General features: G+C 67.3%; 20 protein-coding genes. All 20 read right to left on the bottom strand.

Annotated elements, in window-relative coordinates; translation table 11 throughout:
• On the bottom strand, positions 1-2,370 hold the full coding sequence (locus ACEOAB_RS00330; protein ID WP_235507846.1) for a type VI secretion system Vgr family protein: 2,370 nt from the start codon (positions 2,368-2,370) through the stop codon (positions 1-3).
• Between the two features lie 20 nt (positions 2,371-2,390).
• Positions 2,391-5,111, bottom strand: coding sequence for a type VI secretion system ATPase TssH (tssH, locus tag ACEOAB_RS00325; protein ID WP_495653351.1), 2,721 nt, complete (start codon positions 5,109-5,111; stop codon positions 2,391-2,393).
• Positions 5,108-6,280, bottom strand: coding sequence for a type VI secretion system baseplate subunit TssG (tssG, locus tag ACEOAB_RS00320; RefSeq protein ID WP_413750607.1), 1,173 nt, complete (start codon positions 6,278-6,280; stop codon positions 5,108-5,110). Before tssG ends, tssH begins: the two co-directional genes overlap by 4 nt.
• Positions 6,277-8,148, bottom strand: a complete 1,872-nt coding sequence (tssF, locus tag ACEOAB_RS00315; protein WP_056588261.1) for a type VI secretion system baseplate subunit TssF — start codon at positions 8,146-8,148, stop codon at positions 6,277-6,279. Before tssF ends, tssG begins: the two co-directional genes overlap by 4 nt.
• Before the next feature lie 156 nt (positions 8,149-8,304).
• Positions 8,305-8,832 (bottom strand): type VI secretion system baseplate subunit TssE, encoded by a 528-nt coding sequence (tssE, locus tag ACEOAB_RS00310; protein WP_056588433.1) that lies wholly within the window; start codon positions 8,830-8,832, stop codon positions 8,305-8,307.
• A gap of 8 nt (positions 8,833-8,840) precedes the next feature.
• A complete protein-coding gene (locus ACEOAB_RS00305) occupies positions 8,841-9,704 on the bottom strand; it encodes a type VI secretion system accessory protein TagJ (protein WP_056588265.1) in 864 nt (287 codons plus the stop codon).
• A 126-nt stretch (positions 9,705-9,830) separates the two neighbouring features.
• Entirely contained in the window at positions 9,831-10,313 is a 483-nt protein-coding gene (locus tag ACEOAB_RS00300; protein WP_007831853.1) for an Hcp family type VI secretion system effector, read from the bottom strand.
• A gap of 47 nt (positions 10,314-10,360) precedes the next feature.
• The gene (tssC, locus tag ACEOAB_RS00295; protein WP_007831855.1) at positions 10,361-11,869 is read right to left on the bottom strand and encodes a type VI secretion system contractile sheath large subunit; all 1,509 of its coding nucleotides are present in this window, start codon (positions 11,867-11,869) and stop codon (positions 10,361-10,363) included.
• A gap of 24 nt (positions 11,870-11,893) precedes the next feature.
• Positions 11,894-12,463 (bottom strand): type VI secretion system contractile sheath small subunit, encoded by a 570-nt coding sequence (gene tssB / locus ACEOAB_RS00290; RefSeq protein ID WP_007831857.1) that lies wholly within the window; start codon positions 12,461-12,463, stop codon positions 11,894-11,896.
• Positions 12,464-12,547: 84 nt separating this feature from the next.
• Complete coding sequence (gene tssA, locus ACEOAB_RS00285; protein WP_495653350.1) at positions 12,548-13,645, bottom strand: type VI secretion system protein TssA; 1,098 nt, start codon at positions 13,643-13,645, stop codon at positions 12,548-12,550.
• Between the two features lie 139 nt (positions 13,646-13,784).
• Positions 13,785-14,978: a fumarylacetoacetate hydrolase family protein gene (locus tag ACEOAB_RS00280; protein ID WP_413751160.1), complete on the bottom strand. Its 1,194-nt coding sequence runs from the start codon at positions 14,976-14,978 to the stop codon at positions 13,785-13,787.
• Between the two features lie 86 nt (positions 14,979-15,064).
• On the bottom strand, positions 15,065-18,805 hold the full coding sequence (locus ACEOAB_RS00275; RefSeq protein ID WP_495653349.1) for a molybdopterin cofactor-binding domain-containing protein: 3,741 nt from the start codon (positions 18,803-18,805) through the stop codon (positions 15,065-15,067).
• Positions 18,806-18,941: 136 nt separating this feature from the next.
• On the bottom strand, positions 18,942-19,442 hold the full coding sequence (locus ACEOAB_RS00270) for a (2Fe-2S)-binding protein (RefSeq protein WP_413750209.1): 501 nt from the start codon (positions 19,440-19,442) through the stop codon (positions 18,942-18,944).
• On the bottom strand, positions 19,420-20,580 hold the full coding sequence (locus ACEOAB_RS00265) for an ABC transporter substrate-binding protein (RefSeq protein WP_413750210.1): 1,161 nt from the start codon (positions 20,578-20,580) through the stop codon (positions 19,420-19,422). Before ACEOAB_RS00265 ends, ACEOAB_RS00270 begins: the two co-directional genes overlap by 23 nt.
• A gap of 40 nt (positions 20,581-20,620) precedes the next feature.
• Positions 20,621-21,346: a bifunctional nicotinamidase/pyrazinamidase gene (gene pncA / locus ACEOAB_RS00260; RefSeq protein WP_413750211.1), complete on the bottom strand. Its 726-nt coding sequence runs from the start codon at positions 21,344-21,346 to the stop codon at positions 20,621-20,623.
• 163 nt (positions 21,347-21,509) lie between these two features.
• Positions 21,510-22,244, bottom strand: coding sequence for an ABC transporter ATP-binding protein (locus tag ACEOAB_RS00255; protein ID WP_056588293.1), 735 nt, complete (start codon positions 22,242-22,244; stop codon positions 21,510-21,512).
• A complete protein-coding gene (locus ACEOAB_RS00250; protein WP_056588297.1) occupies positions 22,241-23,047 on the bottom strand; it encodes an ABC transporter ATP-binding protein in 807 nt (268 codons plus the stop codon). Before ACEOAB_RS00250 ends, ACEOAB_RS00255 begins: the two co-directional genes overlap by 4 nt.
• Entirely contained in the window at positions 23,044-24,975 is a 1,932-nt protein-coding gene (locus tag ACEOAB_RS00245) for an ABC transporter permease (protein ID WP_056588300.1), read from the bottom strand. The genes ACEOAB_RS00250 and ACEOAB_RS00245 overlap by 4 nt, the downstream gene beginning before the upstream one ends.
• 25 nt (positions 24,976-25,000) lie before the next feature.
• On the bottom strand, positions 25,001-26,206 hold the full coding sequence (locus ACEOAB_RS00240) for an ABC transporter substrate-binding protein (RefSeq protein ID WP_056588303.1): 1,206 nt from the start codon (positions 26,204-26,206) through the stop codon (positions 25,001-25,003).
• Positions 26,207-26,272: 66 nt separating this feature from the next.
• Positions 26,273-26,857 (bottom strand): amino acid synthesis family protein, encoded by a 585-nt coding sequence (locus tag ACEOAB_RS00235; RefSeq protein WP_056588306.1) that lies wholly within the window; start codon positions 26,855-26,857, stop codon positions 26,273-26,275.
• Positions 26,858-26,882: the final 25 nt, after the last annotated feature.

Raw genomic sequence — 26,882 nt, 5'->3', positions numbered from 1 at the left:
TCAGAGATAGACGGTGATGCCTCGGGGATTCACCTTGATCTGGGACAAGTCGATCTTTGTCGCCTTGTTGTCCGCCGTGAAAACCGTCTGGGTGGTGGTAAAGAGGCCGACCGCGCCGCTGGCGGAATACACGTCGAACTTGTTGATGGCGCCCGTGATCGAGTAGGCGTTGAAGCCCAGGTTCTGGGCGGCGACGCTGATCACCGCCACGTTGGCGAAGACGGCGACCCCGTTGATGCTCACGGTCATCCCGTTGATCCCCATGTTGAAGCCCTTGAAGGCAATGCCCCAGTCCGTGAACGTGACCTTCTTTGCCGACTTGTCCTCCACATGAGGTGCATCCAGGACGATCTTGGTCGGTGACTTGACCGTGATGTCCGACTTGGTGCTTTCCAGGTTCATGGGGCCATCCGTCGTTGCGTTCAACGACGTGTTTGCATGCACCTTTTGCGCCCCCTTGACGAGATAGTCCTCGTCGCCGTCGACCGTCACCTTCTTTCCCTTGGTGTCTTCGGTATACAGACCGACCACCTTGGTGGTCTGGGGGCCATCGATGTCTTCCTTGAGCGACGTACCGATGGTTCGCTCTTCGCCGCTGTCTACCGTGTCCTTGCGCTTGCCGGTGACATGGATGGTCTGATTCCCGATGACATCGACCTGCTGATTGCCACCATCCACCTTGATGAACTGGTCGCCGCCGTTGACGGTGATCTTCTGCGGCCCGCCCTTGTTGACCGTCAGCGTGTGCGGACCGTTGATCGTCTCGTCCAGGGAGGTGTTGGTGGTGTAGTTGTCCGCGCCTTCGATGGTCGTGGTTCTCTTGCCTGCGACCGTATCGGTTTCATCGGCTTCCACGTCGATCTCGAAATTCTTCTCGGCGTGAATCCGCACCAGCTCGGAGCCCGGCGCGTCGTCCAGGATGAACTCGTTGGCATTCGCGGGCGTCCCGTCCTGGCTGCGGCTCACGAAGCCGCTCACCGTGACTTTCGCAGGCAACTCGAGCGGCGGCATCTGGTCCGAGTTGTAGACGCGGCCGATGATGATCGGCCGGTCAGGGTGCCCGCCGATGAAATCGACGATCACTTCCTGGCCCTTGCGCGGATGATTCACCGCGCCGTAGTTCGAGCCGGCCCAGGCGCTGGAAACGCGCACCCAGCAGGAGCTGTTCTCGTCGCTCTTGCCGTAGCGGTCCCAGCGAAACTGCACCTTCACGCGGCCGTATTGGTCGACCCAATACTCCTGGCCGGCCTTGCCCACCACGGTGGCGGTCTGCGGTCCGTTGGTGCGGGTCATCGGCGTCACGCGCGGCGGGCGGAACGGGTACGAAGTCGGCTGCACCGCAAAGCTGAAGCTGTACTGGCTGTCGGCGGCGCCGCTCTCGTAGCCGCCTTCGCGCAGCGCATACGACACGGACACGATCAGGTATTCGCGGTTGTCGTCCTGCCGCGGGCAGTTCTGCATCGTGAAGCGGTAGCCCGGCGCCATTCCGCGCACGCTGCTGTGGCCGATGTCCCGCTCGGCCTGCGACTGTGCCTCTTCGAGCCTGATGCGCGAGTAGTGCTCGCCCTGCTCGGCCTCGCTGAAGCCGCCGAGCCATTCGTAGATCTCATAGGTATCGTGGGGATTGCCGCGCGGCTGGCTGCGCATGCCCATCAGGTCGGCCTTCGACTTCTTGAAGTCGTAGTCGTCCACCACGTAGGTGCCGGGGCGGATTTCCTCGGTCACCTGCCATTGGTCGATCACTTCCTGGAAGGGATCGGGGTTGCGGTCGGCCGCAAGATAGCTGATCCTGGGATAGCCCGGCAGGGTGTCGTGCGCGCCGATGTCGTCCGCGAGCACCAGCGTGTGCTGGTTCTTCTCGTGCCTGAAGTAGTAGTAGATGCCCTCATGCTCCATCAGCCGGCTCACGAAGGCGAAGTCGGTCTCCTGGTACTGCACGCAGTACTCCCACTGGCGGTAGGTTCCGCTGAGCTTCTTCTCGACCGCGAAGTTGTAGTCGGCAAACACTTCATCGAGGATGTCGACGACCGACTTGTTCTGGAAGATCTTGCAGTCGCTGGTGCGTGTCAGGTACCAGAGCCAGGGCCGCACGGTGGCGCGGTACACCACGTAGCGCGACGTGCTGCTCTCCCTGCCGATCATGGTGAACCGCACGATCTGCCCGTTGAGAAAGCGCGGTTCTCCGGCCGTGAGTATTTCAAGCGAGAGCGGCTTGCCCAGCACCGACTTCATGTCGAGCGACACGCTCGGGCTCAACAGGTCCACCTCGAACTCGAACAGCTGCGACAGCCCCTCGGCGCCATGCATCGAACGGAACATCAGCTGGTCTTCCGCCAGGGGCGTGTGGACTTTGACGATTCGATTGGCCATGGCTTGCTCCCTTTCTTCGCTCAGCGTTCAGAAAATTCGTAGTGAAAGTCGTCGTTCGCCGCGCTAAGCCGCACCTCCGCGAGCTTGCGCGCGCTGACCGTCGCACCAATGACCTCTTCGCTCAGCCGCGGAAGAATGGTGTGGGTCAGGATCGCATCGATCATTCGACCGCCCGACTCGATGGCCGTGCAACGGCGCGCCACCAGTTCGACGGCGCTGTCGTCGTAATGCAGGGCAATGCCGTGGTTCGCTTCGAGGCGGGCGGCAATGCGGTCGAGCTGAAGGCGGATGATGCGATGCAATGCCTCGGCGTGCAACGGGTAATAAGGCACTACAACGAGGCGGCCGAGCAGCGCCGGCGCGAACACCTTGAGCAGCGGCTCGCGCAGCGCGGCGGCCAGCGGCTCGGGGTCGGGGCGCAGGGTGGGGTCTTCGCACAGCTGCATGACCAGGTCGGTGCCGACGTTGGAGGTCATGATGATCACGGTGTTGCGGAAGTCGATGTGGCGGCCTTCGCCGTCTTCCATCCAGCCCTTGTCGAAGACCTGGAAGAAGATCTCGTGCACGTCGGTGTGCGCCTTCTCGATCTCGTCGAGCAGCACCACGCTGTAGGGCCGGCGGCGCACGGCCTCGGTGAGCACGCCGCCTTCGCCATAGCCCACGTAGCCGGGCGGAGCGCCCTTCAGCGTGGAGACGGTGTGCGACTCCTGGAACTCGCTCATGTTGATGGTGACGAGGTTCTGCTCGCCGCCGTACAGCGCCTCCGACAGCGCCAGCGCAGTCTCGGTCTTGCCGACGCCCGAGGGGCCGCACAGCAGGAACACGCCGACGGGCTTGTTGGGGTTGTCGAGCCGTGCGCGCGCGGTGCGGATGCGGCGCGAGATGGTCTCCAGCGCATCGGGCTGCGCGACCACGCGGGCCGAGAGAATCTCGCCGAGCTTGAGCACCGACTGCGCGTCGTCGCGCACCATGCGGCCGATGGGAATACCGGTCCAGTCGGCCACCACGGTGGCGATGGCCTGCGCATCGACGGCCGCGAGGATCAGCGGCGATTCGCCCTGCAGCTGCACGAGCTTGTCCTGTGCATCGTTGAGCTCGGCGCGGATTTCCTGCGGGCTCCGCTCGGGCTCGGCCGGCGGCGTATCGACGGGTGGTTTGCCGTCTTCTTCCGCTTCGGCCTGCACTTGCGGCACTGCCGCCGGCGACAGTTGCTTGCGCAGCGCCACGATGCGCTCGACCAGCGCGCTTTCTTCCACGCGCCGCGTTTCCAACAGGTCGAGTTCGGCCTGTGCTGCAGCCACCTGGGCCGCGATGTCTTCCACGCGCTGGTGCTCACCGACACCGATGGCCGCCTCGCGCCCCGCGATGCCCGACTCGATGCCCAGCACCTCGATGCGGCGCTGCAGGTCTTCGATGGCAGCGGGCAGCGCATGCTGGCTCAGCGCCACGCGCGCGCAGGCCGTGTCGAGCAGGCTCACGGCCTTGTCGGGCAATTGCCGCGCGGGAATGTAGCGGTGCGACAGGCTCACGGCCGCCTCGAGCGCGGCGTCGAGGATGAGCACGCCGTGGTGCTTCTCCAGCTCGGCCGAGATGCCGCGCAGCATGATCACCGCCTTGGGCTCGGTGGGCTCGTGCACCTGGATGGTCTGGAAGCGCCGCGTGAGCGCCGGGTCTTTCTCGATGTACTTCTTGTACTCCGACCAGGTGGTCGCCCCGATGGTGCGCAGCCGGCCGCGCGCGAGCGCCGGCTTGAGCAGGTTGGCCGCGTCGCCGGTGCCGGCCGTGCCACCGGCGCCGACCAGCGTGTGGACTTCGTCGACGAACAGCACGATGGGCTTGGGACTCTTCTCGACTTCGTCGATCACCTGGCGCAGGCGCTGCTCGAACTCGCCCTTCACGCCCGCGCCGGCCTGCAGCAGCGTGGGGTCGAGCACCCACAGCGACACGTCCTTGAGCGAAGGCGGCACGTCGCCCGCGGCGAGGCGCGAGGCCAGGCCTTCGACCACGGCCGTCTTGCCCACGCCGGCCTCGCCGGTGAGCAGCGGGTTGTTCTGCCGGCGGCGCATCAGGATGTCGATGATCTGGCGGATCTCGTCGTCGCGGCCATAGACCGGATCGAGTTCACCCGCGCGGGCCTTGGCGGTGAGGTCGCTCGCATACTTGGCGAGGGCGGAGCCGCCTGCCGCGGGGCCATCGCCCTGGTGGTGCGCCACCGCGGGTGCGCCGCCTGCCGCGCCTGCGCTCGGTGCGGCGTCGAAGTCGTCTTCGGGCGAGCCTTCGGTCCACGCAGCGAGCTGCGCCACCAGCACGTCGGGCACGATCTTGTCGAACTCGCGCGAGATGCCCGAGAGCACCTGTCGCAACCCCGGCGTCTTGATGATGCCTGCGAGCAGGTACGCACCGCGGATGGAGGTGGCCTCGAAGCGCAGGCTCGCATAGACCCAGGCGCGCTCGACGGCGTTGTCGACGTGTTCGGAGATGTCGCTGATCGACGTGGCGCCATGCGGCAGCCGGTCGAGCGCGCGCACCAGGTCTTGTTCGATCGCATCGAGGTTCAGCCCCGCGCGCTTGACGATGCGCAGCATGTCGCTGTCCTGCAGCTGCAGGATCTGGTGCAGCCAGTGCACGAGTTCGACGTAGGCGTTGCCGCGCAGCTTGGCGAAGGCGGTGGCGGTCTCCAATGCCTTGTAGAGCATCGGGTTGAGCTTGGAGAAAAGAGAGACGCGGCGGATGTCGGTCATAAACCCATGGAAGAAGGAGCGGAACGGGAAAACAATGCTTCGGGCTGGAACACCATGTCGCCCGCGTCGGTGTCCGACATGCGCGTGCCGAGCCAGCTGCCCCAGCCGAGGCGCTGGTTGCTGTTGAGCCGCATGCCGTGCGCGTCCTGCTTCTTCAGGACGAGCCGCAGATCCCACGCGAACTCGATGCCGACGTACTGGCGCACCCAGTCGACCACCTGCTGCAGCCGCTTGCTGCCCGGCAGGAACTCGCGGAACTCTTCCTGCGAGAGTGGCCCGAGTTCGAGGCGGAACTTGCTCTGAGCGTCGCGCACGGCCAGGCCGATGGTGGCGCCGCCGCCGAGCCGCTGGTTGCGACCGGAAAGGCCGATCCGGCTGACCTGGTGCTCGTCGAGCATCACCCAGTCGCTCACGAATTCATCGATGCGCACGGGCACGTCGAAGTAGAGCTTGAGGATCTGGATCAGGCCCTCGGGGTTGCGCGTCTGGCGCACGAGGTGCCCCGCCATGAAGGTGCGCGCATGGTCGGCGATGCGGTCGCGCTCCTTCAGGCCGGGCTGCCCCATGTTCATGAGGCTGGACACGTAGTCGACGAAGCGATGACCGTCGGGGCGGTCCAGGCTGTTGACCGACTGCGCGTCGGCCCAGGCCCGGTAGAACAGCAGGATCAGCCGGTGATGGAACAGGTCGGCGAACGCGCTGAGGGTGTCGTCGGCGTGATGCCGCTTGCGCTCGCGCGCGTACTCGGTCAGGTGCAGCGGCAACGGGCCGTTGGGACCGAACAGGCCGAAGCCGTAGATCGAAATGCGCGGCGGTCCATCGCTGTCGACATCGACGCCCGACACGTTCGACGGCGCGAACGCCATCGAGGGCTCCTGCCCAAGGCGCAGCGGCTCGTCGAGCGGACGCGGTGCGCGGCCCAGCAGCGGATGGTCGCCCTGTGCATCGAGGCGGCGCAGCAGCATGAACAGGTCGTGCTCGAAGGGCTGCTCCAACAGCTTGGCCCAGAGCACCGGGTCGACCTCGGGAACGCCGCGCCGTGGCGCCGTGCCGGGCACGGGTGGCGCGACGTCGTGTTGCCGAATCTCGTCCGTATCGAGCACCACCTCGCCTTCACTGGCGGCCGGCGCGTCCTGCTGCATTCCTTCAGTGAAGCCGGTTTCGCTCATACGGCAGGCCGACGTCCCACGCGCGGAGTCCAGCGCGCGATCTCGCCGCGCTGCAGGCTGGACAGCGCGAACTCGGTGAAGGCATTGAGCGACACGTGCCGGCTGAAGAACTGCTCCAGCACGGCGCCGAAGAGATAAGGGCTCGCGCCGGAGAACGCGACCTCGTCGATCTTGAGTGCCACCTCCACGCCGCGCCCGAACACGATCGGGCCCGGCTCCGGCAGGCGGCGGAACACCGGCGCGAGCGCCATCGAGCGCACGCCCTGGATCTGGCGGCGCACGGAGGGGTCGGCGAGGTTGCCGTACAGGTCGAGCATCTCGCGCAGCGCGGCCGCGCCCTGCGTCGCATCGACGTCGGTGAGGCTCAGGTAGTTGAGGCCCAGGTGGCTGATGAGGCGCCAGGTCAGCGCGCCCTCGGCCAATGCAGGGTACGGGCGCGAGGGCCCGCGCAGGATGCGGATGGAGCGCACTGGCGCCGATACGCGCAGTGTGAAGTCCGATTCGAGCCCGGTCGGCAGCAGCAGCGGGAGGTCGCGGTTGGTGCACAGCGCGTCGAGCGTGATGTGGCGCAGGGTGTGCGGAAAGGGCGCGTCGTGCTGGTCGACCAGCGACACGTAGACCTCGCTGCCGGTGTAGCTGGTGCGCGTGCCCTGCGCGCGTGCGCGGTCGGACACCAGGCGCGGTTCGCGGCGCAGCGAGAAATAGGCGCCGAAGTCGCCGTCGTCGGCCGCGAACGAGCCGAGGAAGGGGCGGAACTCGCGCTCGTCGGAGCCGTTGGCCATGTGGCCGGTGACACGTTCGACGGTGAATATCTCGAAGTCGCGCGGGCGCGTGCGGTCGATCACCGCATGGTGCTCGTGCTGCCCCGGCCCCACCGGAATGCGGTCGCTGCGGCGCGGCACGAGGTTGATGATGGGCGTGCAGAACAGCGAGAAGTGCTTGGCGTCGACCAGCCGTTCGAGATCGGCGTCGGCGCGATCGAGCAGGATCACGATCTCCATCGTGGTGCCGCCCATGGCCGCGGCCGCCGCGCGCAGCTTGTTCACGCTGAAGAACAGGTAGCGGTCGGGAAACGCGAAGTACTCGTGCAGCAGCCGGTAGCCCTGGAACGAGCGCGCGTCGTAAGGCAGCAGCGCCTGGTCGGGGTCGAACCCCTCGTGCCGGATGGCCTCGTCGCCGAGCGGCACGATGCGCGCGGTGCTGCCCGACCCGCTGCGGCACACCACGCCGACACTGTGGTGCGCCACGAGTTCGAGCACGCGCAGCGCATGAAGCTCCGCGCCCGAGAGAAAGAACTCGAGCCGATCGAGCGGCATGTCGGCAAAGCGCGCGCCGCCCACGGCTTCGAGCTTGATGGTGATGGCGCTCTTCGCCTGCCGCGCAACCATCGGCATGGCATGCGCGATCTCCGCGGGCACGGGGCCGATGCCGGCCTCGGCGATCTTGATGGGCCACAGCGTGACGGCATGTCCGGTGCGGAACTCGCAGGCCGTCTGTTCGCCCTTGATCATGCGTCCGCGCAGGATGGTGTGGCGCGGCAGCTCGTAGCCGGCCTTCAGCGAACCTTCGTTGAGGTTGCCGTCGATCTGCACCACGGCCATCGCGGGCAGCGGCGCGAGGAAGTTGGGGTACACCACTTCGAGCAGCCGCTGTGAGAAGCGCGGAAATTCCGCGTCCATCTTGAGCTGGATGCGCGCCGTGAGAAAGCTGAAGCCCTCGAGCAGGCGCTCCACGTACGGGTCGCTGACCTCGATGCCGCGCATGCCGAGGCGGCCGGCGATCTTCGGGTAGCGCTGCGCGAACTCGGCCCCGAGCTCGTGCATGTAGGTGAGTTCGCGGTTGTAGTAGTCGAGAAGCCGTGCATCCATGTCAGCGGCTCCTGTCTTGTCCCCTCTCCCTGCGGGAGAGGGTCAGGGTGAGGGGTGCGGCCTGGCAAGTGCTGCCGGTTGTTCCAGCGCCGTCGGCCCTCACCCCAACCCTCTCCCGGAGGGAGAGGGAGTCATACAGGGGAAACCAGTCGCGCATCAAAGCCCCCCCGTTGGCCGCAGCACCATGTGCCCGCTTTCAAGGTCGAGCTCCGAGCGCAGGATGAACTCGATCGGGTACGGCACCGACCACAGCGTGCCGCGGATCTCCAGCGCGAGCAGGTTGTGGTGTTCGAGGTCGGTGGCATCGGTCACGCAGCGCACGTCGATGCTGTCCTTCATGATGCGCGGCTCGAAGTCGATGATGGCCGAGCGGATGGCCGCCTCGACGTCGGCGAAGTCGACCTCCGACATGCGCCCGCCGGCCCAGCCGCGCACGCCGAAGTTCAGCACCGAGCGGCGCGCGCGGGGCATGGTGTTGATGTTGTGGTCCGCGCCGAAGTTGGTGGTGTTGAGCAGCCACTGCAGGTCGCGCAGCACCGAGTCGCGCAGCAGCCTGCCGCTCATGAGGAAGGCGCCCGCGCGCTCCTGCCGGGCCTGCGGCGTCTTGTCGGTGAGGCGGTCGAGCAGCACCGGCTGCAGGCGGTCGCGTGCAACGCTTTCCTGCTGGTCGCCGTCGGTGTCCATCATGGCGCTCATGCGTCGATGGCCTCCCGTGCGAACTCGATGAGCCGCAGGTCGAGCAGCGAATGGTCGCCGGCTTCGCTGATCAGCGTGCGCTGCCCCAGGCCCGCGTACTGATCTTCGCCGGCCAGCGGCAGCCAGTCGGTGCGGCGGCCCAGCGTGGCCTCGTCGTCGAGCCCTTCGAGCGAGCCCGGGTAGCGCACCGGCACCAGGCCGTTGAGCGCGCGGCCGTCGTGCAGTTCGAGCTCGGCCGGGGCCCACAGCAGGTCGACCAGGTGCTGAGGGCGCGAGAACTTGATGCGGCGCACTTCGGGCAGCGGCAGCCATGCATAGCCCGAAGGCGTGAGCAGCTCCAGCACGGGGCCGATGCGCACGTCGCCGTCGCACAGCCATGCGAAGTCGCTGCGCTCCACCGGTTCGCCGTCGAACGCCTGCGCGGCGCGCGAATCGGAACGGTCGACGCTGGTGAGCGCGCCGTGCAATGCGGGCGCGGCCTGCCGCGCGGTCTCGCGCAGGGCAGCGGCTTCTTCGGCGCGGTCGGCCGGCAATGCGGCGGCGGCGATCAGCTGTTCGACCCAGTCCGCGTTGCCGCAGACGATGGCCGGTGCGCGCCCGCCGGACCAGAAGTCGCTGCGATGGCGCTCACCCGCGAGCGCCATCGAGCAGGTGACGCTGGCAGGCGTGAAAGTGGGATCGAGCTTGGTGGCGAGCTTGAGCTGGTCTTCGGCCCGTTGCCATTCACCGCGCAGGGCGAGAAAGTGGCACAAGGCAAGACGCAGGCTGGCGTTCTGGGGACTGGCGCGGATCTGCCGCTGTACCCATTCGGTGTGCTCGGCCACGGAGCGTTCGCCCAGCACTGCAAACCCATCGCCCATGAAGCTTCCTCGCTGACTGACTGGCACACGGCGCCAAAGGCCAGTGTGCAAAAGACGGCCGCGAAGGCCGTCGGGAAAACGTCGCGGCCGGCCCGTCGGGCCGGCCGCGCATCGGGAAAAGGGAGATCAGGATTCCCTGTTTTCCTTGATGTTCCAGCCCAGGACCGTCTCGGCGCCCTTGCCGCCCTTGTCGGTCTGTTCCCAGTACTGCTGCTTCACCTTGGCGGCCTGGAAGGCGTATTGCACGAACACGGCGTCGGAGCCCTGTTCGGCCGTGTACTGCACCGAGGTGACCAGCACTTCCTCGAGCGTGACGCGTGTGTATTCGATCTGCGAGCCCCCCGCCTTGCACACCGAAACCTCGACCTTGCTCAGGTGCTTGCCGCTGGCGCAGTTCTTCAGGACGGACGGTGCCGCCTTGTCGATGCGCGCGAGCACCTGCAGGTCATTGAAGCTGGCCTTGCCAACGCCACCGCCACCGCCGCTGACCATGTTTCCAGGCTGCGTCGCTCCCCAGGCAAACGACTTGATGTCCGTCCACTCCTTGTGGTTCGAGTCCTTCGATTCGCCGTTTGCGCCTTCGACGCGCATGAACATGTCTACTGCCATGATTAACCCCCAAAGTTATATGTGCCCGATTCCGGGACACCGTTGAATTAGCTGCTGTCCTTCTTGTTGGATGGCAGCTTCGAAACCAGCCGCAACGACACTGTCAGCCCTTCGAGCTGATAGTGCGGCCGGAGAAAAAACTTGGCGGCGTAGTAGCCCGGGTTGTCCTCGATGGCTTCCACCTGGACTTCCGCCGCCGCCAGCGGCTTCATTGCCTTCGTGTCCTGCGACGAGGTGCCGGGACTGCCGTCGACGTAGTTCATGATCCAGTCGTTGAGCCAGCGCTCCATGTCCTCGCGCTCGCGGAACGAACCGATCTTGTCGCGCACGATGCACTTCAGGTAGTGCGCGAAACGGCAGCAGGCGAACAGGTACGGCAGGCGTGCCGCGAGGTTCGCGTTGGCCGTGGCATCGGCGTCGTAGTACTCGGCCGGCAGCTGCAGCGACTGCGCGCCGATGAAGGCTGCGAAGTCGGAGTTCTTGCGGTGCACCAGCGGCATGAAGCCGTTCTTGGCGAGCTCGGCCTCGCGCCGGTCGCTGATGGCGATCTCGGTCGGGCACTTCATGTCCACGCCGCCATCATCGGTCGGGAAGGTGTGGGTGGGCAGGTTCTCCACCGCGCCGCCCGACTCCACGCCGCGAATGGACGTGCACCAGCCGTACTGCTTGAACGAGCGGTTGATGTTCACACCCATCGCATAGGCCGAGTTGGCCCAGGTGTAGCGGTTGTGCGCGGCCGAGTCGGTCTCTTCCTCGAACTCGAACTCGTCGACTGGGTTGGTGCGCGCGCCGTACGGCAGGCGCGCCAGGAAGCGCGGCATGGCCAGGCCGATGTAGCGCGCGTCTTCCGAATCGCGCAGCGAGCGCCATGCGGTGTGCTCGGTGTTCTGGAAGATCTTGGTCAGGTCGCGCGGGTTCGACAGCTCCTGCCACGAGTCCATCTGCATCACCGTGGGCGAGGCGCCCGCGATGAACGGGCAATGCGCGGCGGCCGCGATCTTGGCCATTTCGCTGAGCATCTCGACGTCGGGCGGGCTGTGGTCGAAGTGGAAGTCGCCGATCAGCGCGCCGAAGGGCTCGCCGCCGAACTGGCCGTACTCGGCCTCGTAGATCTTCTTGAACAGCGGGCTCTGGTCCCAGCCGATGCCCTTGTGGCGCTTGAGCGAGCGCGCCACTTCGCGCTTGGACGCGCACATCACGCGGATCTTGAGCTGCTCGTCGGTCTCGGTGTTGTTCACGAGATAGTGCAGGCCGCGCCATGCGCCTTCGAGCTGCTGGAACTCCTCGTGGTGCAGGATCTGGTTGATCTGCTCGGAGAGCTTGCGATCGATCTCGGTGATGATGGCCTGCACCGTGCGGTAGGCATCGTTGGAGACGGTGACGGTGCTTTCCAGCGCCTGAACGGCCAGCGTCTTGACGGCGTTCTCCACCGCCTCGCGGGCCTGGTCGGTCTTGGGCTTGAACTCGCGCTGCAGCAGGTCGGCGAACTCGTTCGGCTCGAGCGCTTCGACGGTGGCGGGTGCGCGCGCGGCGCTCTGATTGGATGCGGTGCTCATGATGGCGGTCCTTGCTGCTCGCGCTTACTCTGAAGATGTGCCGGGGGCGCCGGCCTTTTCGTTCGCGGCTTCGACCGCCTTCGCCACAGCCGGGTTCGGTGCCGATGCCAGCGACTTGAGGAGCCCGGGGTTCTGCAGCGCCTGTGCAATCAGCTGCTCCGCGCCGTTCTTGCCGTCCATGTACGAGAGCAGGTTCGACAGCTCGGTGCGCGCTTCGAGCAGCTGCTGCAGCGCGCCGACCTGGCGGGCGATGCGCGCGGGCGAGAAGTCGTCCATGCTGTCGAAGGTGATGTCGACGTTCATCTGGCCGTCGCCGGTGAGCGTGTTGGGCACCTGGAAGGCAACGCGCGGCTTGATGGACTTCATGCGTTCGTCGAAGTTGTCGATGTCCACCGCCATGAACTCGCGCTCGCCGAGGTCGGGCATCGGGTCGATCTGCTTGCCTGCGAGATCGGCGATGACGCCCATCACGAAGGGCAGCTGGATCTTGCGTTCGCTGCCGTAGATCTCGACGTCGTATTCGATCTGCACACGCGGCGCGCGGTTGCGCGCGATGAACTTCTGACCACTGTTTCTGACACGGTTGTCTGCCATAAGCTTCCTCTTGAATCTGTAATGCGTGTGGGTGCGATCCCGGTGGCCTGCCGGCCCGCGGAGCTCCCGATGGCTTTCGCCTTGCTATTCCGTGCTGCCCCCAGCGTTCAGCGGACGTCCTGCAAGGCTCTCTATCTTTTGCAATCCCTCGGGCACGAGCTCTTCGATGATCTGGAAGAAGTTCAGGTCCATCAGCCGCTGCGCTCTTCGTATCAGCATGGGCGCCGGATGACTGGGCTCCATGCGCTCCAGGTACTGGCAGGCCTTCTCCAACACCACCTGCACATCATCACGAGTCGATATTTCAATATCTTTAACCAGCACCGCGCGCGGGCCGGTGCCGCCATTGACGGTGGCCGCGGCAGCCCCGTTCGCCATCGGCACCGCAACACCGGCCCCTTGCGCATCGACGCCGTCGCGCGCTTCGCCGGCCACGGCTGCCGCGTCCTGCGCCTGTTCGGGCAACAGCTGGACCACGGTGCGCAGCGAGCGCTCGAGCCGCGAAAAGTCCGGCGCCCAGCTCTGTCCGAGCGCGCGCTCGCAGGTCTCGCGAATGCGCTGCAGCAGGTCGAGCGCCGCACGCAACGCCACCACCGGGGGCGCCGCCTTTTCGTGCGCGCGCCGCGCCGCGTCCCGCAGCCGGCCAATGCCGCCCGGGTAATCGATCTGATGGTAGGTCTTGCTCGAATCGAGCAAGGCTTCGACCTGTCGCAGGCTCATCGATGCGCCGCCGTCTTCGAGCAGCCGGGCATCGCGCACGCTGCGCCCGAGTCCCTCGGCTTCGGCCAGCGCGGCCAGTGCATTCATGCGCGGCAGCGGATCTTCGAAGTCGCCGTCGGCGACGCGCGGATGCACGTCGTTCCAGAATTTCTGCAGCACGGCATCGACGAGTTGCAGCCCATCGACGTAGCCCGGCAATCCACGGTTTTCGGTCCAGGCCAGCGTGAGGGGCACCAGCACGCGCAAGTCGCGCGTGCGTGTGCACAGCTGCTTCGCGATGCGCTCCACGCGCGCCCAGTCGGGCGGCTCCGCGGGGATGATCGTCGAGCCGAATTGCTGCTCGCGCTTACCTGTTGTTGCCTGGTGCAACGCCATGAAATCGGGGTCGTATTCCAGGTCTTCCCCGCATGAAAGGGGGCCTTCCACAGGCAGCTGCAATAGATCGATCTCGCTCGTCGACAACCTCTTCTCCCTTGTTCACCGTTTTCAAACAGCAGCGATCTTCAGGGGAACCAGAGGCGCGGTCAACAGCAACAGACTGCAACGCGAAGCGTATGAATCACAAAGGAGTACAACTCCTTTTAATATTCAAACAGAACGTCTACATGTTCACGCTCAGCAGACCGCGTTCACCCAAGTTGCGCATCAACGCGCTGATGCCAAAAGTCCACATCGGCGCCTGATCGGCGTGCACCACGCGATTGACGAGGGCGCCGAGTTCGGGTGCGGCAATGCGCACGCGGTCGCCCACGACATGGGTGAATCCTTGCCCAGGCCCGTGACGGTCCTGTGTCGGCGCGAACATCGTGCCCAGAAACAACATGAAGCCATCAGGGTAGGCGTGATGCTTGCCCACGGTCTGCGCCACAAGATCGAGCGGATCGCGGCTGATCTTCGACAGCGAACTCGAACCCTCGAGCGTGAAACCCTCGGGGCCGGTCACTTCCAGCGCGACGGTGATGCGGCGCACGTCCTCGATGCCGAAGTGCGCATCGAACAAGCGGATGAAGGGGCCGATCGCGCACGAGGCGTTGTTGTCCTTGGCCTTGCCGAGCAGCAGCGCGCTGCGGCCTTCGAAGTCGCGCAGGTTGACGTCGTTGCCGAGCGCGGCGCCGAGCGTCTCGCCGCGGCTGTTGACGGCGAGCACGACCTCCGGCTCGGGGTTGTTCCACACCGAGCCCGAATGGATGCCGACATCGGCGCCCGTGCCCACGGCAGCGAGCACCGGGGCCTTGGTGAAGATCTCGGCGTCGGGGCCGATGCCGACTTCGAGGTACTGCGACCACACGCCTTGCGCGATCAGCACGTCCTTGACCTTCATGGCCTCGGGCGATCCCGGCACGATGTCGGCGAGGTTGTCGCCGAGCACGCCGCCGATGGCTGCGCGCGTGGCCTCCGCCTTCGAGGCGTCGCCGCGCGCCTGCTCCTCGATCACGCGTTCGAGCAGGCTCGCGACGAAGGTGACGCCGCTGGCCTTGATGGCCTGCAGGTCGCAGGGCGCGAGCAGCCAGGGCTTGCCGGCGTCGCGCGCGCTCTCGTCGCTGTTGGCGATGGCCTCGTCGAGCGAGGCGATGCGCGGTGCGCTGCGCAACGCGCGGCGAACGGCTTCGGCGGGCGCCTCCTTGCCTTCGAGCAGGTCGCTCATGGTCGGCGCGAGCCTCGACAGGTCGTACAGGTCGCCTTCGTGCACGGCCACCAGCACGGGGCCCACGCCGGGTTGCCAGAGACGGCCGACGAGGGTGGCGCGTTCGGCGTCGCGGGGCAGGCTGGAAGAAGTTGAAAGATCGAGCGGCATGGCGTGGTGTCTCCGTGAGTTGTGTGCGCTACGTTGCATCGTAGCGGCGCAGCGGAGAGACGACGCGGCCGGCCGCTCCTTTTGTGTCAGTGCCGCGCGGCACGCACGCGCGCCACTTCGGCGGGCAGGTTGGCCCACGCGGGCTCCTGCGGTGCGAAGCGCGCGCGCATGTAGCCGGCGAGTTCGGCGATCTGCCGGTCGTCGAGCGCCTCGCGGAACGCAGGCATGAAGCCGATGTCGCGGCTCGCGGGCTCGCGCACGCCGTCGAGGATGGTGCGCAGCAGGTTGTCGGGCCGCGCGCTCGTGAGGCTGCTGTTGAGGGCCAGCGGCGTATTCACGCCGAGCAGCGTGGGGCCGTTGCCGTCGTGGTGGCATGACGCGCAGGCGCTGTCGAACATGCGCTGCGCGGAGCCGAGAAGCTGGCCTTGGGTGCGCGCCGCGTTGTCGATGGCCTGTTGCGCGAGCGCTTGCGGCTCGGCCACCGGAGCGGGATTGAACGAGCCGAGGTACACGGCCATCGCGCGCACATCGTCGTCGGGCACCTGCGCGAGTTCGCGCACCACCTCGGCCATCGGCCCGCCCGCGATGCCGTGGCGCGGCGAATGACCGTTTCGCAGGTAGCGGTACAGCGCGTCGGTGTCCCACGGCACGGCGGCCTTCGACAACTGCGTGAGTGCGGGCGCCTCCCAGCCGTCGACCATCGCGCCCGAGAGGAACGCGCTGCCGCCCTGCTCCGCGCCCAGCACGTTGCGCGGCGTGTGGCATGCGCCGCAATGGCCCAGGCCGTTGACGAGATAGGCGCCGCGGTTCCACTCGGCGCTTTGCGTGGGCACGGGCTGCAGCGGCGCGGGATCGTGGAACAGCGCGTTCCAGCCGGCCATCAACGGGCGCATGCTGAACGGGAACCTGAGTTCGGACTTCGGCGTTTCCGCACGCACCGCGGGCATCGACATGAAGTACGCATAGAGCGCCTGCAGGTCGTCGTCGCTGGTCTTGGCGAACGCGGTGTAGGGGAACGCGGGGTACAGGTGGTGGCCGTCGCGCGAGACGCCTTCGCGCATCGCGCGCTGGAAGGCGCTGAACGACCAGCGGCCGAGGCCCGTGTCCGCATCGGGCGTGAGGTTGGTGGTGTAGAGCGTGCCGAAGGGCGTCTCCATCGCGCGGCCGCCTGCGTTCGGTGTGCCGCCGGGCGCGGTGTGGCACACGGCGCAGTCGCCGGCGGCGGCGAGCACGCGGCCGCGGTCGATGGTGGACTGGCTGTAGACGGGCGCGGTGAGCGATACGGGCGCGATGGCGGAGCGCCAGCCGAGCAGGCCGGCGATGACGCCGAGGCCGCCGATGAAGAGTGCGGCGCCGGTGGCCCACAGGCCCTTGCTCTTGGGCCAGGGCGCATCGGTCTTGCTCCTTCCCCCTCTGGGGGAAGGTTGGGATGGGGGCACGGCAGCGTCACCATTCGTACGCCGCTCGCCCCCACCCCCGCCCTCCCCCAAAGGGGGAGGGAGAAATTCCCGATTCAACTCCGCCAACACCGTCTCCGGCGTAAACGGCGGCGATCTGAACCGCACCCCCGTCGCATCGAAGATCGCATTCGCGATCGCCGCCGTCCCCGGCACCGACGACGATTCGCCCGCGCCCAGCGAAGGCTCGCCGGGCCGGGGCATGTGCATCACCTCGATCACTGGCACTTCGCGGAAATTGATGATCGGATAGCTGCCCCACTCGCGGCTCGCAACCACACCGGAAGGAAACACACCAGGCAGTTGTGCGCCGCCAGACCCACCCTGCGGCGCGAACTGCACTTGCTCCTTCAGCGCCCGGCTCGTGGTCTGGATCACGTTGCCGTGCACCTGGTGCTCGACACCCGCCGGGTTGACCAGCAAGCCCGCGTCGTGCCCCACCACCACGCGGCGCACGTGCACCTCGCCGGTCTTGCGGTTGACCTCGACATCGGCCACCCACGCGGCCCACGCCGCACCGAAGCCCGGCCACTTGCTGTGGATGTAGCGCGCATACGCGAAGCCCTGCCCGAAGAGGATCTCGCCGCCCTCCCCGAGCCCGCCGTCGGCGTTTTCCTGCGGTCCGGTGCGCATGCGCCAGCCGGCCTTCTGCGCGGTCGCCTGCACGAGCTCGACCGCGCGCGGATCGTCCAGGTGCCGCAGCCGGAATTGCACCGGATCGACACCCGCCGCCGTGGCGAGCTCGTCGATGTACGACTCGTGCGCGAACGAACTCGGCAGCGCCGACACGCCGCGCAGCCACGAGGCACGCACGATCGGCGCCATGTCGTTGACCTTCACGCGCAGGTTGTCGTAGCCGTAGGGCGGGCGCGCCGTGCGGTCGCCCATCTCGTAGGCCTGCGCCACCGGCTCGATGGTGCGCGTGAGCAGCAGCGCGAGCGTGGGCGCGCCGTTGGACGGGTACGAGGTTTCGAAGTCGTAGGCGGCCACGCGGCCATCAGCCATGAGTCCACCGTCGATCTCCATGAGCTGCGCGGCGCCCTTGGGCTCCCAGGCGTGCTCCTGCTCGCGCGTGAGCTGCACGCGCACCGGCACACCGACGGCGCGCGCGAGCAAGGCGGCATCGGCGGCCACGTCGTCGGCGCCGTTGCGGCCGTAGCAGCCTGCGGCTTCCATGCGGATGACGTCGACCTGCACGTCTTCCACGTCCATGAGCTTCGCCAGATCGGCGCGCAACACATGCGGATTCTGCGAGCCGGCCCAGCAGCGAAGGGCGATGCCGCCGCCATCGACCGGCTGCCACTCGGCCAGCGCGCACGAGGGCCCGATGGACGCGTGCATCTGGTACGGCCACACGTACGTGCGGTGCATCGGCTGCGCGGCCGCGGCGATGGCGCCGTCCACATCGCCTTCATCGACCAGCAGGCGCTGCGTCGAGGGGTTGTCACGCAGCGCCTGTGCAAGGTCGCCGAGGTCGGGCATGCCGGGCCACGGCTTCCACGCGACGCGCAGTTCGCGCAGCGCCTGCTCGGCGTGCTCCTCGCGTTCGGCCACGATGCCGATGAAATCGCGAATGACGACCACGGCGCGGATGCCGGGAATGTGCGCAATCGACGACTCGTCCACCGACTCGAGCGTGTTGCCGATGAACTCGCCATGGTCCGCGCCCGCATACGGCGGGCGTACCACGCGGCCATGCAGCATGCCGGGCACGCGCATGTCGTGCACGAAGACGAGGTCGCCCGCGAGCTTGGCCGGAATGTCGACGCGCGCCTGGCGCGTGCCGACGACGCGGTAGTCCGCCGGGTCCTTGGGCTGCGCCTGGGGATCGAGCCGCAGCACGGTGCGCTGGCCGGCCACGAGTTCGGCGTAGCCGACGTGGCGATCCGGCGCCTCGGCGACACGCACCACGCCGTTGTGCACCTGCAGCGCATCGGCGGCCACACCGAGCCGCTCGGCCGCGCGTGCGAGCAGCCACGCGCGCGCCTGTGCGGCGGCCAGGCGCAGCGGCTGCGCATGGATCTGGATCGACGCGCTCGCGATGGTCGCGCCCTGGTTGGGCGCGCGCGCGGTGTCGCCGAGCATCACGCGCACGCAGGGCATGCCGAGGTCGAGTTCCTCGGCCACGATCTGTCCGAGCGCGGTCTGGATGCCGGTGCCTAGATCGACATGGCCGTTGAGCGCCGAGGCGCTGCCGTCGTCCCACACGGCGAGCAGGATCTCGTCGCCCTCGATGGGGTTGCCGGCGATGAAGGCTGGCTGGCCATTGGCGGTCGGCGGCGCGGGTGGGGTCTCGCGCACCACCAGCAGAACGCCGTCGGCAGCGAGGAATTCGGCGCGCGTGCGCGGAAGATCGGCACGGCGCGTCATGGCTGCTGCCCCCTCTCCCTCTGGGAGAGGGTTGGGGTGAGGGCCGGCGACGCTTGCAAAGGCTGTGCTTGTGCGAAGGCCCCCGCCCTCACCCTGGCCCTCTCCCGCACGCGGGAGAGGGGACAACGCGGGCCGCTCATGGATGTGCCTTCGCACGCATGCGGAAAGCCGCGCGCTGCACCGCATCGAGTATTTCGATGTGCGTGCCGCAACGGCACAGATTGCCCGACAGCTCGCTGCGGATGCGCGCCTCGCTCGCGTCCGGATCGTGCGCGAGCAAGGCGGCCGCCTGCATCACCATGCCGTTGAGGCAGTAGCCGCACTGCGCGGCCTGCGCGTCTTCGAACGCGGCCTGCACCGGATGCCAGTCGCCGCGCGCGCCCAACCCCTCGAGCGTGGTGACCGCACGCCCCGCCACGCCGTGCGCGGGAATCACGCACGAGCGCGCCGCCACGCCGTCGACATGCACCGTGCACGCGCCGCACTGCCCCAGTCCGCAGCCGTACTTGGGGCCGTTCAGCCCCAGGTCGTTGCGCAGCAGGTGCAGCAGCGTCGCCTCGCGCGGCACGCCCTCGATCGATTGCGCCCGGCCGTTGACCAGCAGGTGCAGCGGCTCAGCGCCGCAACTGTCCGTCACGGGTGTACATCTCCAGGTCCACGAAGGTCGAGCCGTTGTGGTTCTTCGCGCTGTACTCGATGGGGAAGTCGCCGAAGCGCGTGCTGCCGATGCTCTCCAGCCCGGCGATGAAGCTGTCGCGCGTGAGCGTCTTGCCCGCGCGGCGCAGGCCCTCGGTCATCACGCGCGCGACGATGTAGCCCTCCAGCGCGGTGTAGCTGTCGATCTTCTCGCCGAACTCCGCGCGGTCGCGCTGGTAGTCGGCCACGATGGGCACGCGCTGCGCCGTCGGCGGCGGCACGATGCTGGCCGTGACCAGCCCCGCGAGCTTGCCGTCGAGCCGCTTGGCCGAGCCGGCCGCGTCGGTGATGCCGACCGACAGCGTGTACAGCGGCGAGCCCACGCCGTTCGCGCGGTAGTCGCGCATGAACACCTCGACCATGCGGCCGGCCATGATCATCACGACCGCGCCGGGCTTGGCCTCGGCGAGGCTGGTGGCGACCTGTTTCGCGTCTTCCGCGGTGATCGCGAGCGGCAGCGTTTTCACGACCTGCACCTTGTAGTCGGCCGCCAGTTCCTGGCAGGTGGCGAGGTTCGACTTGCCGAAGGGGCTGTCCTGGTACACCACGGCGATCGACGAAATGCCGATGGTCGAGAGGTGGCTGATGATCTTGCGCAGCTCCAGGTCGTAGCCCGCGCGCACGTGGAACAGGTAGCGGTTGACCTTGGTGCGGAACGAGCTGGTGCCCACCAGCGGCGCGAACATCGGCACACCGGCCTTCTCCGCGAGCGGCATCGCGGCTGCGAGGTTGCCGGTGGCCACGTAGCCGGTGAGCGCGAAGACCTTGTCCTCGTCGATCAGCTTCGCGGTGTTGGCGGCCGTCTTCGCCGGGTCGTAGGCATCGTCGTAAGTGACGAGTTCGATCTTGCGGCCATTGACGCCGCCCGACTTGTTGACACGGTCGAAGTACAGCTTGATGCCCGCGCGGTAGTCGATGCCGAAGTCTTTCGCCGGCCCGCTGAGCACGGCCGACTGGCCGATGCGGATGGTGGTGTCGGACACGCCGTTTTCAGCGCGTGCCGATCGAAGAAATCCGGGGCCAAGCGCCAGCGCTGCGCCGCTCGCCACCATGGCGCGCCTTGATATCGAAAGCTTCATGCGTCTTTTTCTCAGGTTGTCGTCGTTAGGGAACGTTCTTTCAGGTGGCCTGTACGTCGGCTGACTGGATGCGCTTGACGCCCTTGGCCGCCATCTGCTTCCAGGCCGCGGCGAGCGAGCCGTTGAGGTCGATGCCGCGCGTGGCGTCCTCGATCACATAGGCCTCGAAACCGGCCTTGCGCGCGTCCATCGCAGTCCATGCCACGCAGAAGTCGGTCGCCAGCCCGGTGACGAACACGGTCTTGATGCCGCGCGCCTTCAGGTAGCCGGCCAGGCCGGTGGCCGTCTTGTGGTCGGCTTCCTCGAAGGCCGAGTAGCTGTCCATGTCCTTGTGGAAGCCCTTGCGAATCACGAGTTGCGCGGTCGGCACCTTCAGGTCCTTGCCGAGCGCGGCGTCGTCCGTGCCCTGCACGCAGTGGTCGGGCCACAGCACCTGCGTGCCGTAGCTGAGCTTGGTGGTCTCGAAGGGCTTCTTGCCGCTGTAGGTGCTTGCGAACGACGCATGGCCCGCCGTGTGCCAGTCCTGCGTGACGACGATGTTCTCGAACGCCGGTGCGAGTGCGTTGATGACCGGAATCACCTCGTTGCCGCCCTTGACCGCGAGCGTGCCGCCGTCGAGAAAACAGTTCTGCACGTCGACCACGATCAACGCGGCCTTGGCGCCCGGCTTGATCTTGCCGGCCGCGAAAGCGTTGAAGCCGAAACTGCCGAGGCCGCCGGCCAGCCCGAAGGCGGCGGCGGATTTCACGAGGGTTCTGCGATGCATGGCGTGGACTCCTGGTAGGGACTGGAAGAAGAACTTGAATCAGGACAAGAGAAACTTTCCAGGAACACCACGGAACCGGCTTTGCCGGGCCGTCGGTGTTGCCCCCTGGAAGGGGGTTGGCGAAGCGACACGAAGTGCGCGAAGACTGGGGGTGAGCTTCATGCTAGACGCTCAGATAGGCACGGCGCACTTCGTCGTTGGCCGCGAGCTCGGCCATCGTCGCGTGATAGCGGATCTGCCCCTTCTCGAGCACATAGGCGCGGTCGGACACCAGCTCGGCGAAGTGCATGTTCTGCTCCGACAGCAGGATGCTCACGCCTTGCGCCTTCAATTCGAGAATCATGTTGGCCATCTGCTCGACGATCACCGGGGCCACGCCTTCGGACGGTTCGTCGAGCAGCACCAGGTAGGGGTTGCCCATGAGCGTGCGCGCGACCGTGAGCATCTGCTGCTCGCCGCCGCTCATGCGCCCGCCCGGACGGTTGGGCATCTCGCCGAGGTTGGGGAACAGCTTGAACAGCCGCTCGGGCGTCCACAGCGGCGCGTCGGTGCCGTCGGCCCAGCGGCGCGCAGGCTGCTTGCCGACCTCGAGGTTCTCCATCACCGTGAGGTCGGTGAACACGCGGCGGTCTTCGGGCACGAAGCCCAGGCCCAGTCGCGCGGCGTGGTGCGGCTCGCTCTTCGAGATGTCGTGGCCCAGGAAGCGCACCGCGCCGCGTCGTTTGGCGAGCATGCCGATCAGCGCCTTGAGCGTGGTCGACTTGCCCGCGCCGTTGCGGCCCATGAGCGCGACGACTTCGCCGCGCCGCACGTCGAGGTCGACGTCATAGAGGATCTGCGCCGCGCCGTACCAGGCGCACAGGGCCTTGGCTTGCAGCAGGGGTTCATGCGTGCTCATACGGCTTCTCCAATGGCTGCTGCTTTTTCAGCGATCTTCTCGAAGGTCTTGCCGCTGCCGAAGTACACCTCCTGCACCTTGGGATGGTCGCGGATCTCGAGCGGCTTGCCCTGCGCGATAAGGCGCCCGCGCGCCAGCACGATCATGCGGTCGGCATACGCGAACACCACGTCCATGCTGTGCTCGGTGAAGAGCACGGCCATGCCGCGCTGGATGACGAGATCCTTGGTCAGCGCCATCAGCGAGTTGCGCTCCTTGGGCGCCATGCCGGCGGTGGGCTCGTCCATCAGCAGCAGCTTGGGCGAGTTGGCCATCGCGATGGCGAGCTCGACGCGCTTCACGTCGCCGTAGGCCAGCACGCTGCAGGGCCGGTCGGCCTGCGACTTCATGCCGACCTGATCGAGCAGCGCCAGCGCTTCGTCGCGCTTGTGGTCGGCCGCGCGGCGCCACATCGAGAACAGCTTGCCGTCGTGCGACAGCAGCGCCATCTGCACGTTCTCGGCCACGGTGAGCGAGGCGAAGGTCTCGGCGATCTGGAAGGTGCGGCCCACGCCGCGGCGCCAGATGTCGCGCGGCTTGCGGCCCACGAGCTCGTGCCCGTCGAACAGGATCGAACCCTGGTCGGCCTTCAGCTGGCCGTTCACCATGTTGAAGGTGGTGGATTTGCCGGCGCCGTTCGGTCCGATCAGCGCGAGCAGCTCGCCGGCGTGCAGCTCGAAGCTGATGCCATCGACGGCCTTCACGCCGCCGAAGGACTTGCCGAGGTTCTCGACCTTGAGCAGGGGTGCATTGGAGGTGGTCATGCCTTGGCCTCCTTCGCCTCGGCCACTGTCGGTGAATCGGGCTTGGCCCGGCGCAGCACGCGGTCGGTCAGCTGCTTTGCGAAGCCCGCGATGCCCTGCGGGAACAGCAGCACGAGGAGCAGGATGATCGCGCCCAGCGTTGCGCGCCAGTAGTCGGTGTTGCGCGCCACGGTGTCGTGCAGCCAGCTGAAGGTGACGGCGCCCACCACCGGCCCCGCCAGCGTCTGGATGCCGCCCAGCAGCACCATCACCAGCCCGTCGACCGACTTGTCGACGCTGAGGCTTTCGGGCGAGATGCTGCCCTTCGAGAACGCATACAAAGACCCGGCCAAACCAGCAGCGGCACCCGCGATGACGAAAGCCGTCCACTGCATGCGCTTGACGTCGATGCCGATGGCATCTGCGCGCAGCAGCGAGTCGCGGCCCGCGCGCAGCGCGTAGCCGAAGGGCGAGAACAGCACGCGGCGGAGCATCAGGATGCCGGCGGCCGCGAGCACCAGCGTGAGCCAGTAGTAGGTGCGCTTGTCCGACAGCCACTCCGAGGGCCACACGCCCGTGAGGCCGTTGCTGCCGCCGGTGAACGAGTCCCACTGGTAGACGATGGCCCAGGTGATCTGCGCGAAGGCCAGCGTGAGCATCGCGAGGTACACACCCGACAGCCGCACCGCGAACCAGCCGTAGACGAAGGCGCCGATGGCCGCGACCAACGGCGCCACGACCAGCGCCGCTTCCATCGGCAAGCCGCTCGCGCGCACCAGCAGCGCGGCGCCGTAGGCCCCGAGGCCGAAGTAGGCGGCATGCCCGAACGAATGCATGCCGGCCGGGCCCATGATGAAGTGCAGGCTGGCAGCGAACAGCGCGGCGATCAGCAGGTCGATCAGCAGCACCGTGGTGTAGGGCGAATCGGCGGTGAGCAGCGGCATCGCCATCAGCACCACGCCCAGCGCGGCGACCAGCCACAGGTAGCCCTTGCTCGCGCGGCGCAGCGGCTCCTCGGCCATGCCCACGTAGCGGCTCGGCGCCTGCGGCCGGCCGAACAGGCCCCACGGGCGCCACACCAGCACCACGGCCATCACGACGAAGTCGACCACCAGCGTGAGCTTGGAGAAGGACACGCTGTAGCCGAAGATTTCCACCACGCCGATCCAGATGCAGACCGCCTTGATCTCCGAGATCAGCAGCGCCGCCGCATAGGCACCCGGAATGGAGCCCATGCCGCCCACCACCACGACCACGAAGGCCGCGCCGATGGTGTTGAGGTCCAGCGCGAGCGTGGCCGGCTCGCGCGGCAGCTGCAGCGCGCCACCCAGGCCCGCGAGCATCGCGCCGAGCCCGAACACCGCGGTGAACAGCCAGGCCTGGTTCACGCCCAGCGCGCTGACCATCTCGCGGTCCTGCGTGGCGGCGCGCACCAGCGTGCCCCAGCGGGTGCGCGTGAGCAGCAGCCACATGAGGCCGAGCACGACCGGGCCGACGACGATCAGGAACAGGTCATACGTGGGGAACTGCCGGCCCAGGATCTCGACCGAGCCCGACAGGCCCGGCGCGCGCGGTCCGAGCAGTTCGTCGGGGCCCCAGACATAGAGCACCGCGTCCTTGATGACCAGCACGAGCGCGAAGGTCGCCAGCAGCTGGAACAGCTCGGGCGATTTGTAGATGCGGCGCAGCAGCACCATCTCGATCAGCGCGCCGAGGATGCCGACCGCGACGGCGGACAGCACCACGGCCGGCCAGAAGGCCATGCCGCCGCCGAGCTTTTCGACCAGCGTGTAGGCCAGGTAGATGCCGACCATAAAGAAGGAGCCATGCGCGAAGTTGACGATGCGCGTGACGCCGAAGATCAGCGAAAGGCCGGCCCCCACGAGGAACAGCGACGACGCCGACGACAGCCCGGTGAGGAACTGCAGCAGCAGGGACGAGAGGCTCATGGGTGCAAGCGTTCCGAAAAGAGGGTCAGTCGGCAGTGCGCGATTTCTTCACGTCGGCGGCGCTCGGCTGGAACTTGGCGCCGTCGAAATACGTGTAGTCGACCATCACGCCCTTGCCGTTCTCGTTCTTCGTCTTGCCGACGAAGGCGCCCATGGTGGACTGGTGGTCCTCGGCGCGGTAGCTGATCTTGCCGAACGGCGTGTCGACCTGCAGGCCCTTGAACGCGGCGGTGAGCTTCGGCGTCTCGGTGCTCTTGGCCTTCTCGATGCCGGCCGCGACCGACTTGATCATGCTGTAGCCGACCACCGAGCCCAGGCGCGGATAGTCCTTGTACTTGCCGTGGTAGGCGAGGAAGAAGGCCTTGTGCTCGGGCGTCTGGATGCCGTACCAGGGGTAGCCGGTCACGATCCAGCCATTGGGCGTTTCGTCCTTCAGCGGGTCGAGGTACTCGGGCTCGCCGGTCAGCACGCTGACGACCGCGCGGTCCTTGAACAGGCCGCGCGTGTTGCCTTCGCGCACGAACTTCGACAGGTCGGCGCCGAACAGCACGTTGAAGATCGCGTCGGGCTTGGCATCGGCCAGCGCCTGCGCGACCGCGCCCGCATCGACCTTGCCGAGCGGCGGCGCCTGCTCGGCGACGAACTCGACGTCGGGCTGCGCGGCCTTCAGCAGCGTCTTGAACGCGGCTACGGCCGACTGGCCGTATTCGTAGTTGGGGTACACGACGGCCCAGCGCTTCTTCTTGAGCTTGACGGCCTCGGGCACGAGCATCGCGGCCTGCATGTAGGTACCGGGGCGCAGGCGGTAGGTGTATTCGTTGCCGCCCTGCCAGGTCATCTTGTCGGTCAGCGGCTCGCCGGCCAGGAAGAAGATCTTCTTCTGCTTGGCGAAGTCGGCCACGGCCAGGCCGGTGTTCGACAGGAAGGTGCCGGTGAGCACGTCGATTTTCTCGCGCGCCACCAGCTCCTCGGCCACGCGCACGGCGTCGCCCGGGTTGGCGTTGTCGTCGCGCGTGATGAGCTCGACCTTGCGGCCGTTGACGCCGCCCTTGGCGTTGATTTCTTCGACGGCCAGTTCCATCCCCTTCTTGTAGGGCTCGAGGAAGGCGGGCTGGGCCTTGTAGCTGTTGACCTCGCCGATCTTGATCACGCCCTGCGCATGCGCGGGAACGAGAGCAGTGGTCAGCGCGGCGAGGGCCGCGGCGCTGAAGACGTGACGCAATGGGTTCATGAGGAAAACTCCTTGGGATCGAAAGAGAAGAAAACGGCGTGAGTGGATGCGGGGCGGACGGCGGCGTTAGCGCAGACCGTCTTCGCCCTTGATTTCGCTGACCTGCAGGCCGCCGATGCGCGGCAGCGGACGGCCGCTGTCGGTGACCGCGACCGCCACCACGATCTCGTTGGCGCGCGGCGCGTCGCTCACGCGGGCTTCGATGGCGTCGAAGTGGCTGCGCACGAAGGCCGCGTCCTTATGGCCGAGCGGCACGTCGATGGCGGTGCCCAGCGTGCCCTGCTTCTTGGCCGAAGGCACGAGCGCCGCGCCCTTCTCGACCGCCGCGCGCAGCGGCGCGCCGAGCTTGGGATGCAGGATGGCCGCGGCGTGTTCGAGCTCGCCGCGCTCGCCGACGATGGCGGCCTTGCCGTAGCTCTGCGCCTGGCCGGGCTCGATGCCCAGCGCCTTCACGGCCTTCTGGCCCAGCAGCGCGCCGAGCTCTTCGCCGATGGCGATGAGTTCGTCGAGGTTCTCGCTGTAGCGCCCCGCGTAGGGGTTCTCGATCACGGCGATGGCGACGGCGCGGCGCGTGGGCGGCGTGACGTCCTGGCCCATCTCCTTGCGGGTTTCGTCGACCTGGATGACGAGCTTGCGGATGTTGGCGGTCATGTCTTGTGTTCCTTCGTGTCTCTTG

The organism is Variovorax sp. Varisp53 (genome assembly GCF_059491555.1).
This window is presented reverse-complemented; position numbering and strand designations above follow the sequence as displayed.

Excerpts from the sequence above, each read along its gene's own strand:
- ACEOAB_RS00330 (WP_235507846.1), bottom strand. The coding sequence starts at position 2,370 with ATGGCCAATCGAATCGTCAAAGTCCACACGCCCCTGGCGGAAGACCAG.
- tssH (WP_495653351.1), bottom strand. The coding sequence starts at position 5,111 with ATGACCGACATCCGCCGCGTCTCTCTTTTCTCCAAGCTCAACCCGATG.
- tssG (WP_413750607.1), bottom strand. The coding sequence starts at position 6,280 with ATGAGCGAAACCGGCTTCACTGAAGGAATGCAGCAGGACGCGCCGGCC.
- tssF (WP_056588261.1), bottom strand. The coding sequence starts at position 8,148 with ATGGATGCACGGCTTCTCGACTACTACAACCGCGAACTCACCTACATG.
- tssE (WP_056588433.1), bottom strand. The coding sequence starts at position 8,832 with ATGGACACCGACGGCGACCAGCAGGAAAGCGTTGCACGCGACCGCCTG.
- ACEOAB_RS00305 (WP_056588265.1), bottom strand. The coding sequence starts at position 9,704 with ATGGGCGATGGGTTTGCAGTGCTGGGCGAACGCTCCGTGGCCGAGCAC.
- ACEOAB_RS00300 (WP_007831853.1), bottom strand. The coding sequence starts at position 10,313 with ATGGCAGTAGACATGTTCATGCGCGTCGAAGGCGCAAACGGCGAATCG.
- tssC (WP_007831855.1), bottom strand. The coding sequence starts at position 11,869 with ATGAGCACCGCATCCAATCAGAGCGCCGCGCGCGCACCCGCCACCGTC.
- tssB (WP_007831857.1), bottom strand. The coding sequence starts at position 12,463 with ATGGCAGACAACCGTGTCAGAAACAGTGGTCAGAAGTTCATCGCGCGC.
- ACEOAB_RS00280 (WP_413751160.1), bottom strand. The coding sequence starts at position 14,978 with ATGCCGCTCGATCTTTCAACTTCTTCCAGCCTGCCCCGCGACGCCGAA.
- ACEOAB_RS00275 (WP_495653349.1), bottom strand. The coding sequence starts at position 18,805 with ATGACGCGCCGTGCCGATCTTCCGCGCACGCGCGCCGAATTCCTCGCT.
- ACEOAB_RS00265 (WP_413750210.1), bottom strand. The coding sequence starts at position 20,580 with ATGAAGCTTTCGATATCAAGGCGCGCCATGGTGGCGAGCGGCGCAGCG.
- pncA (WP_413750211.1), bottom strand. The coding sequence starts at position 21,346 with ATGCATCGCAGAACCCTCGTGAAATCCGCCGCCGCCTTCGGGCTGGCC.
- ACEOAB_RS00255 (WP_056588293.1), bottom strand. The coding sequence starts at position 22,244 with ATGAGCACGCATGAACCCCTGCTGCAAGCCAAGGCCCTGTGCGCCTGG.
- ACEOAB_RS00250 (WP_056588297.1), bottom strand. The coding sequence starts at position 23,047 with ATGACCACCTCCAATGCACCCCTGCTCAAGGTCGAGAACCTCGGCAAG.
- ACEOAB_RS00245 (WP_056588300.1), bottom strand. The coding sequence starts at position 24,975 with ATGAGCCTCTCGTCCCTGCTGCTGCAGTTCCTCACCGGGCTGTCGTCG.
- ACEOAB_RS00240 (WP_056588303.1), bottom strand. The coding sequence starts at position 26,206 with ATGAACCCATTGCGTCACGTCTTCAGCGCCGCGGCCCTCGCCGCGCTG.
- ACEOAB_RS00235 (WP_056588306.1), bottom strand. The coding sequence starts at position 26,857 with ATGACCGCCAACATCCGCAAGCTCGTCATCCAGGTCGACGAAACCCGC.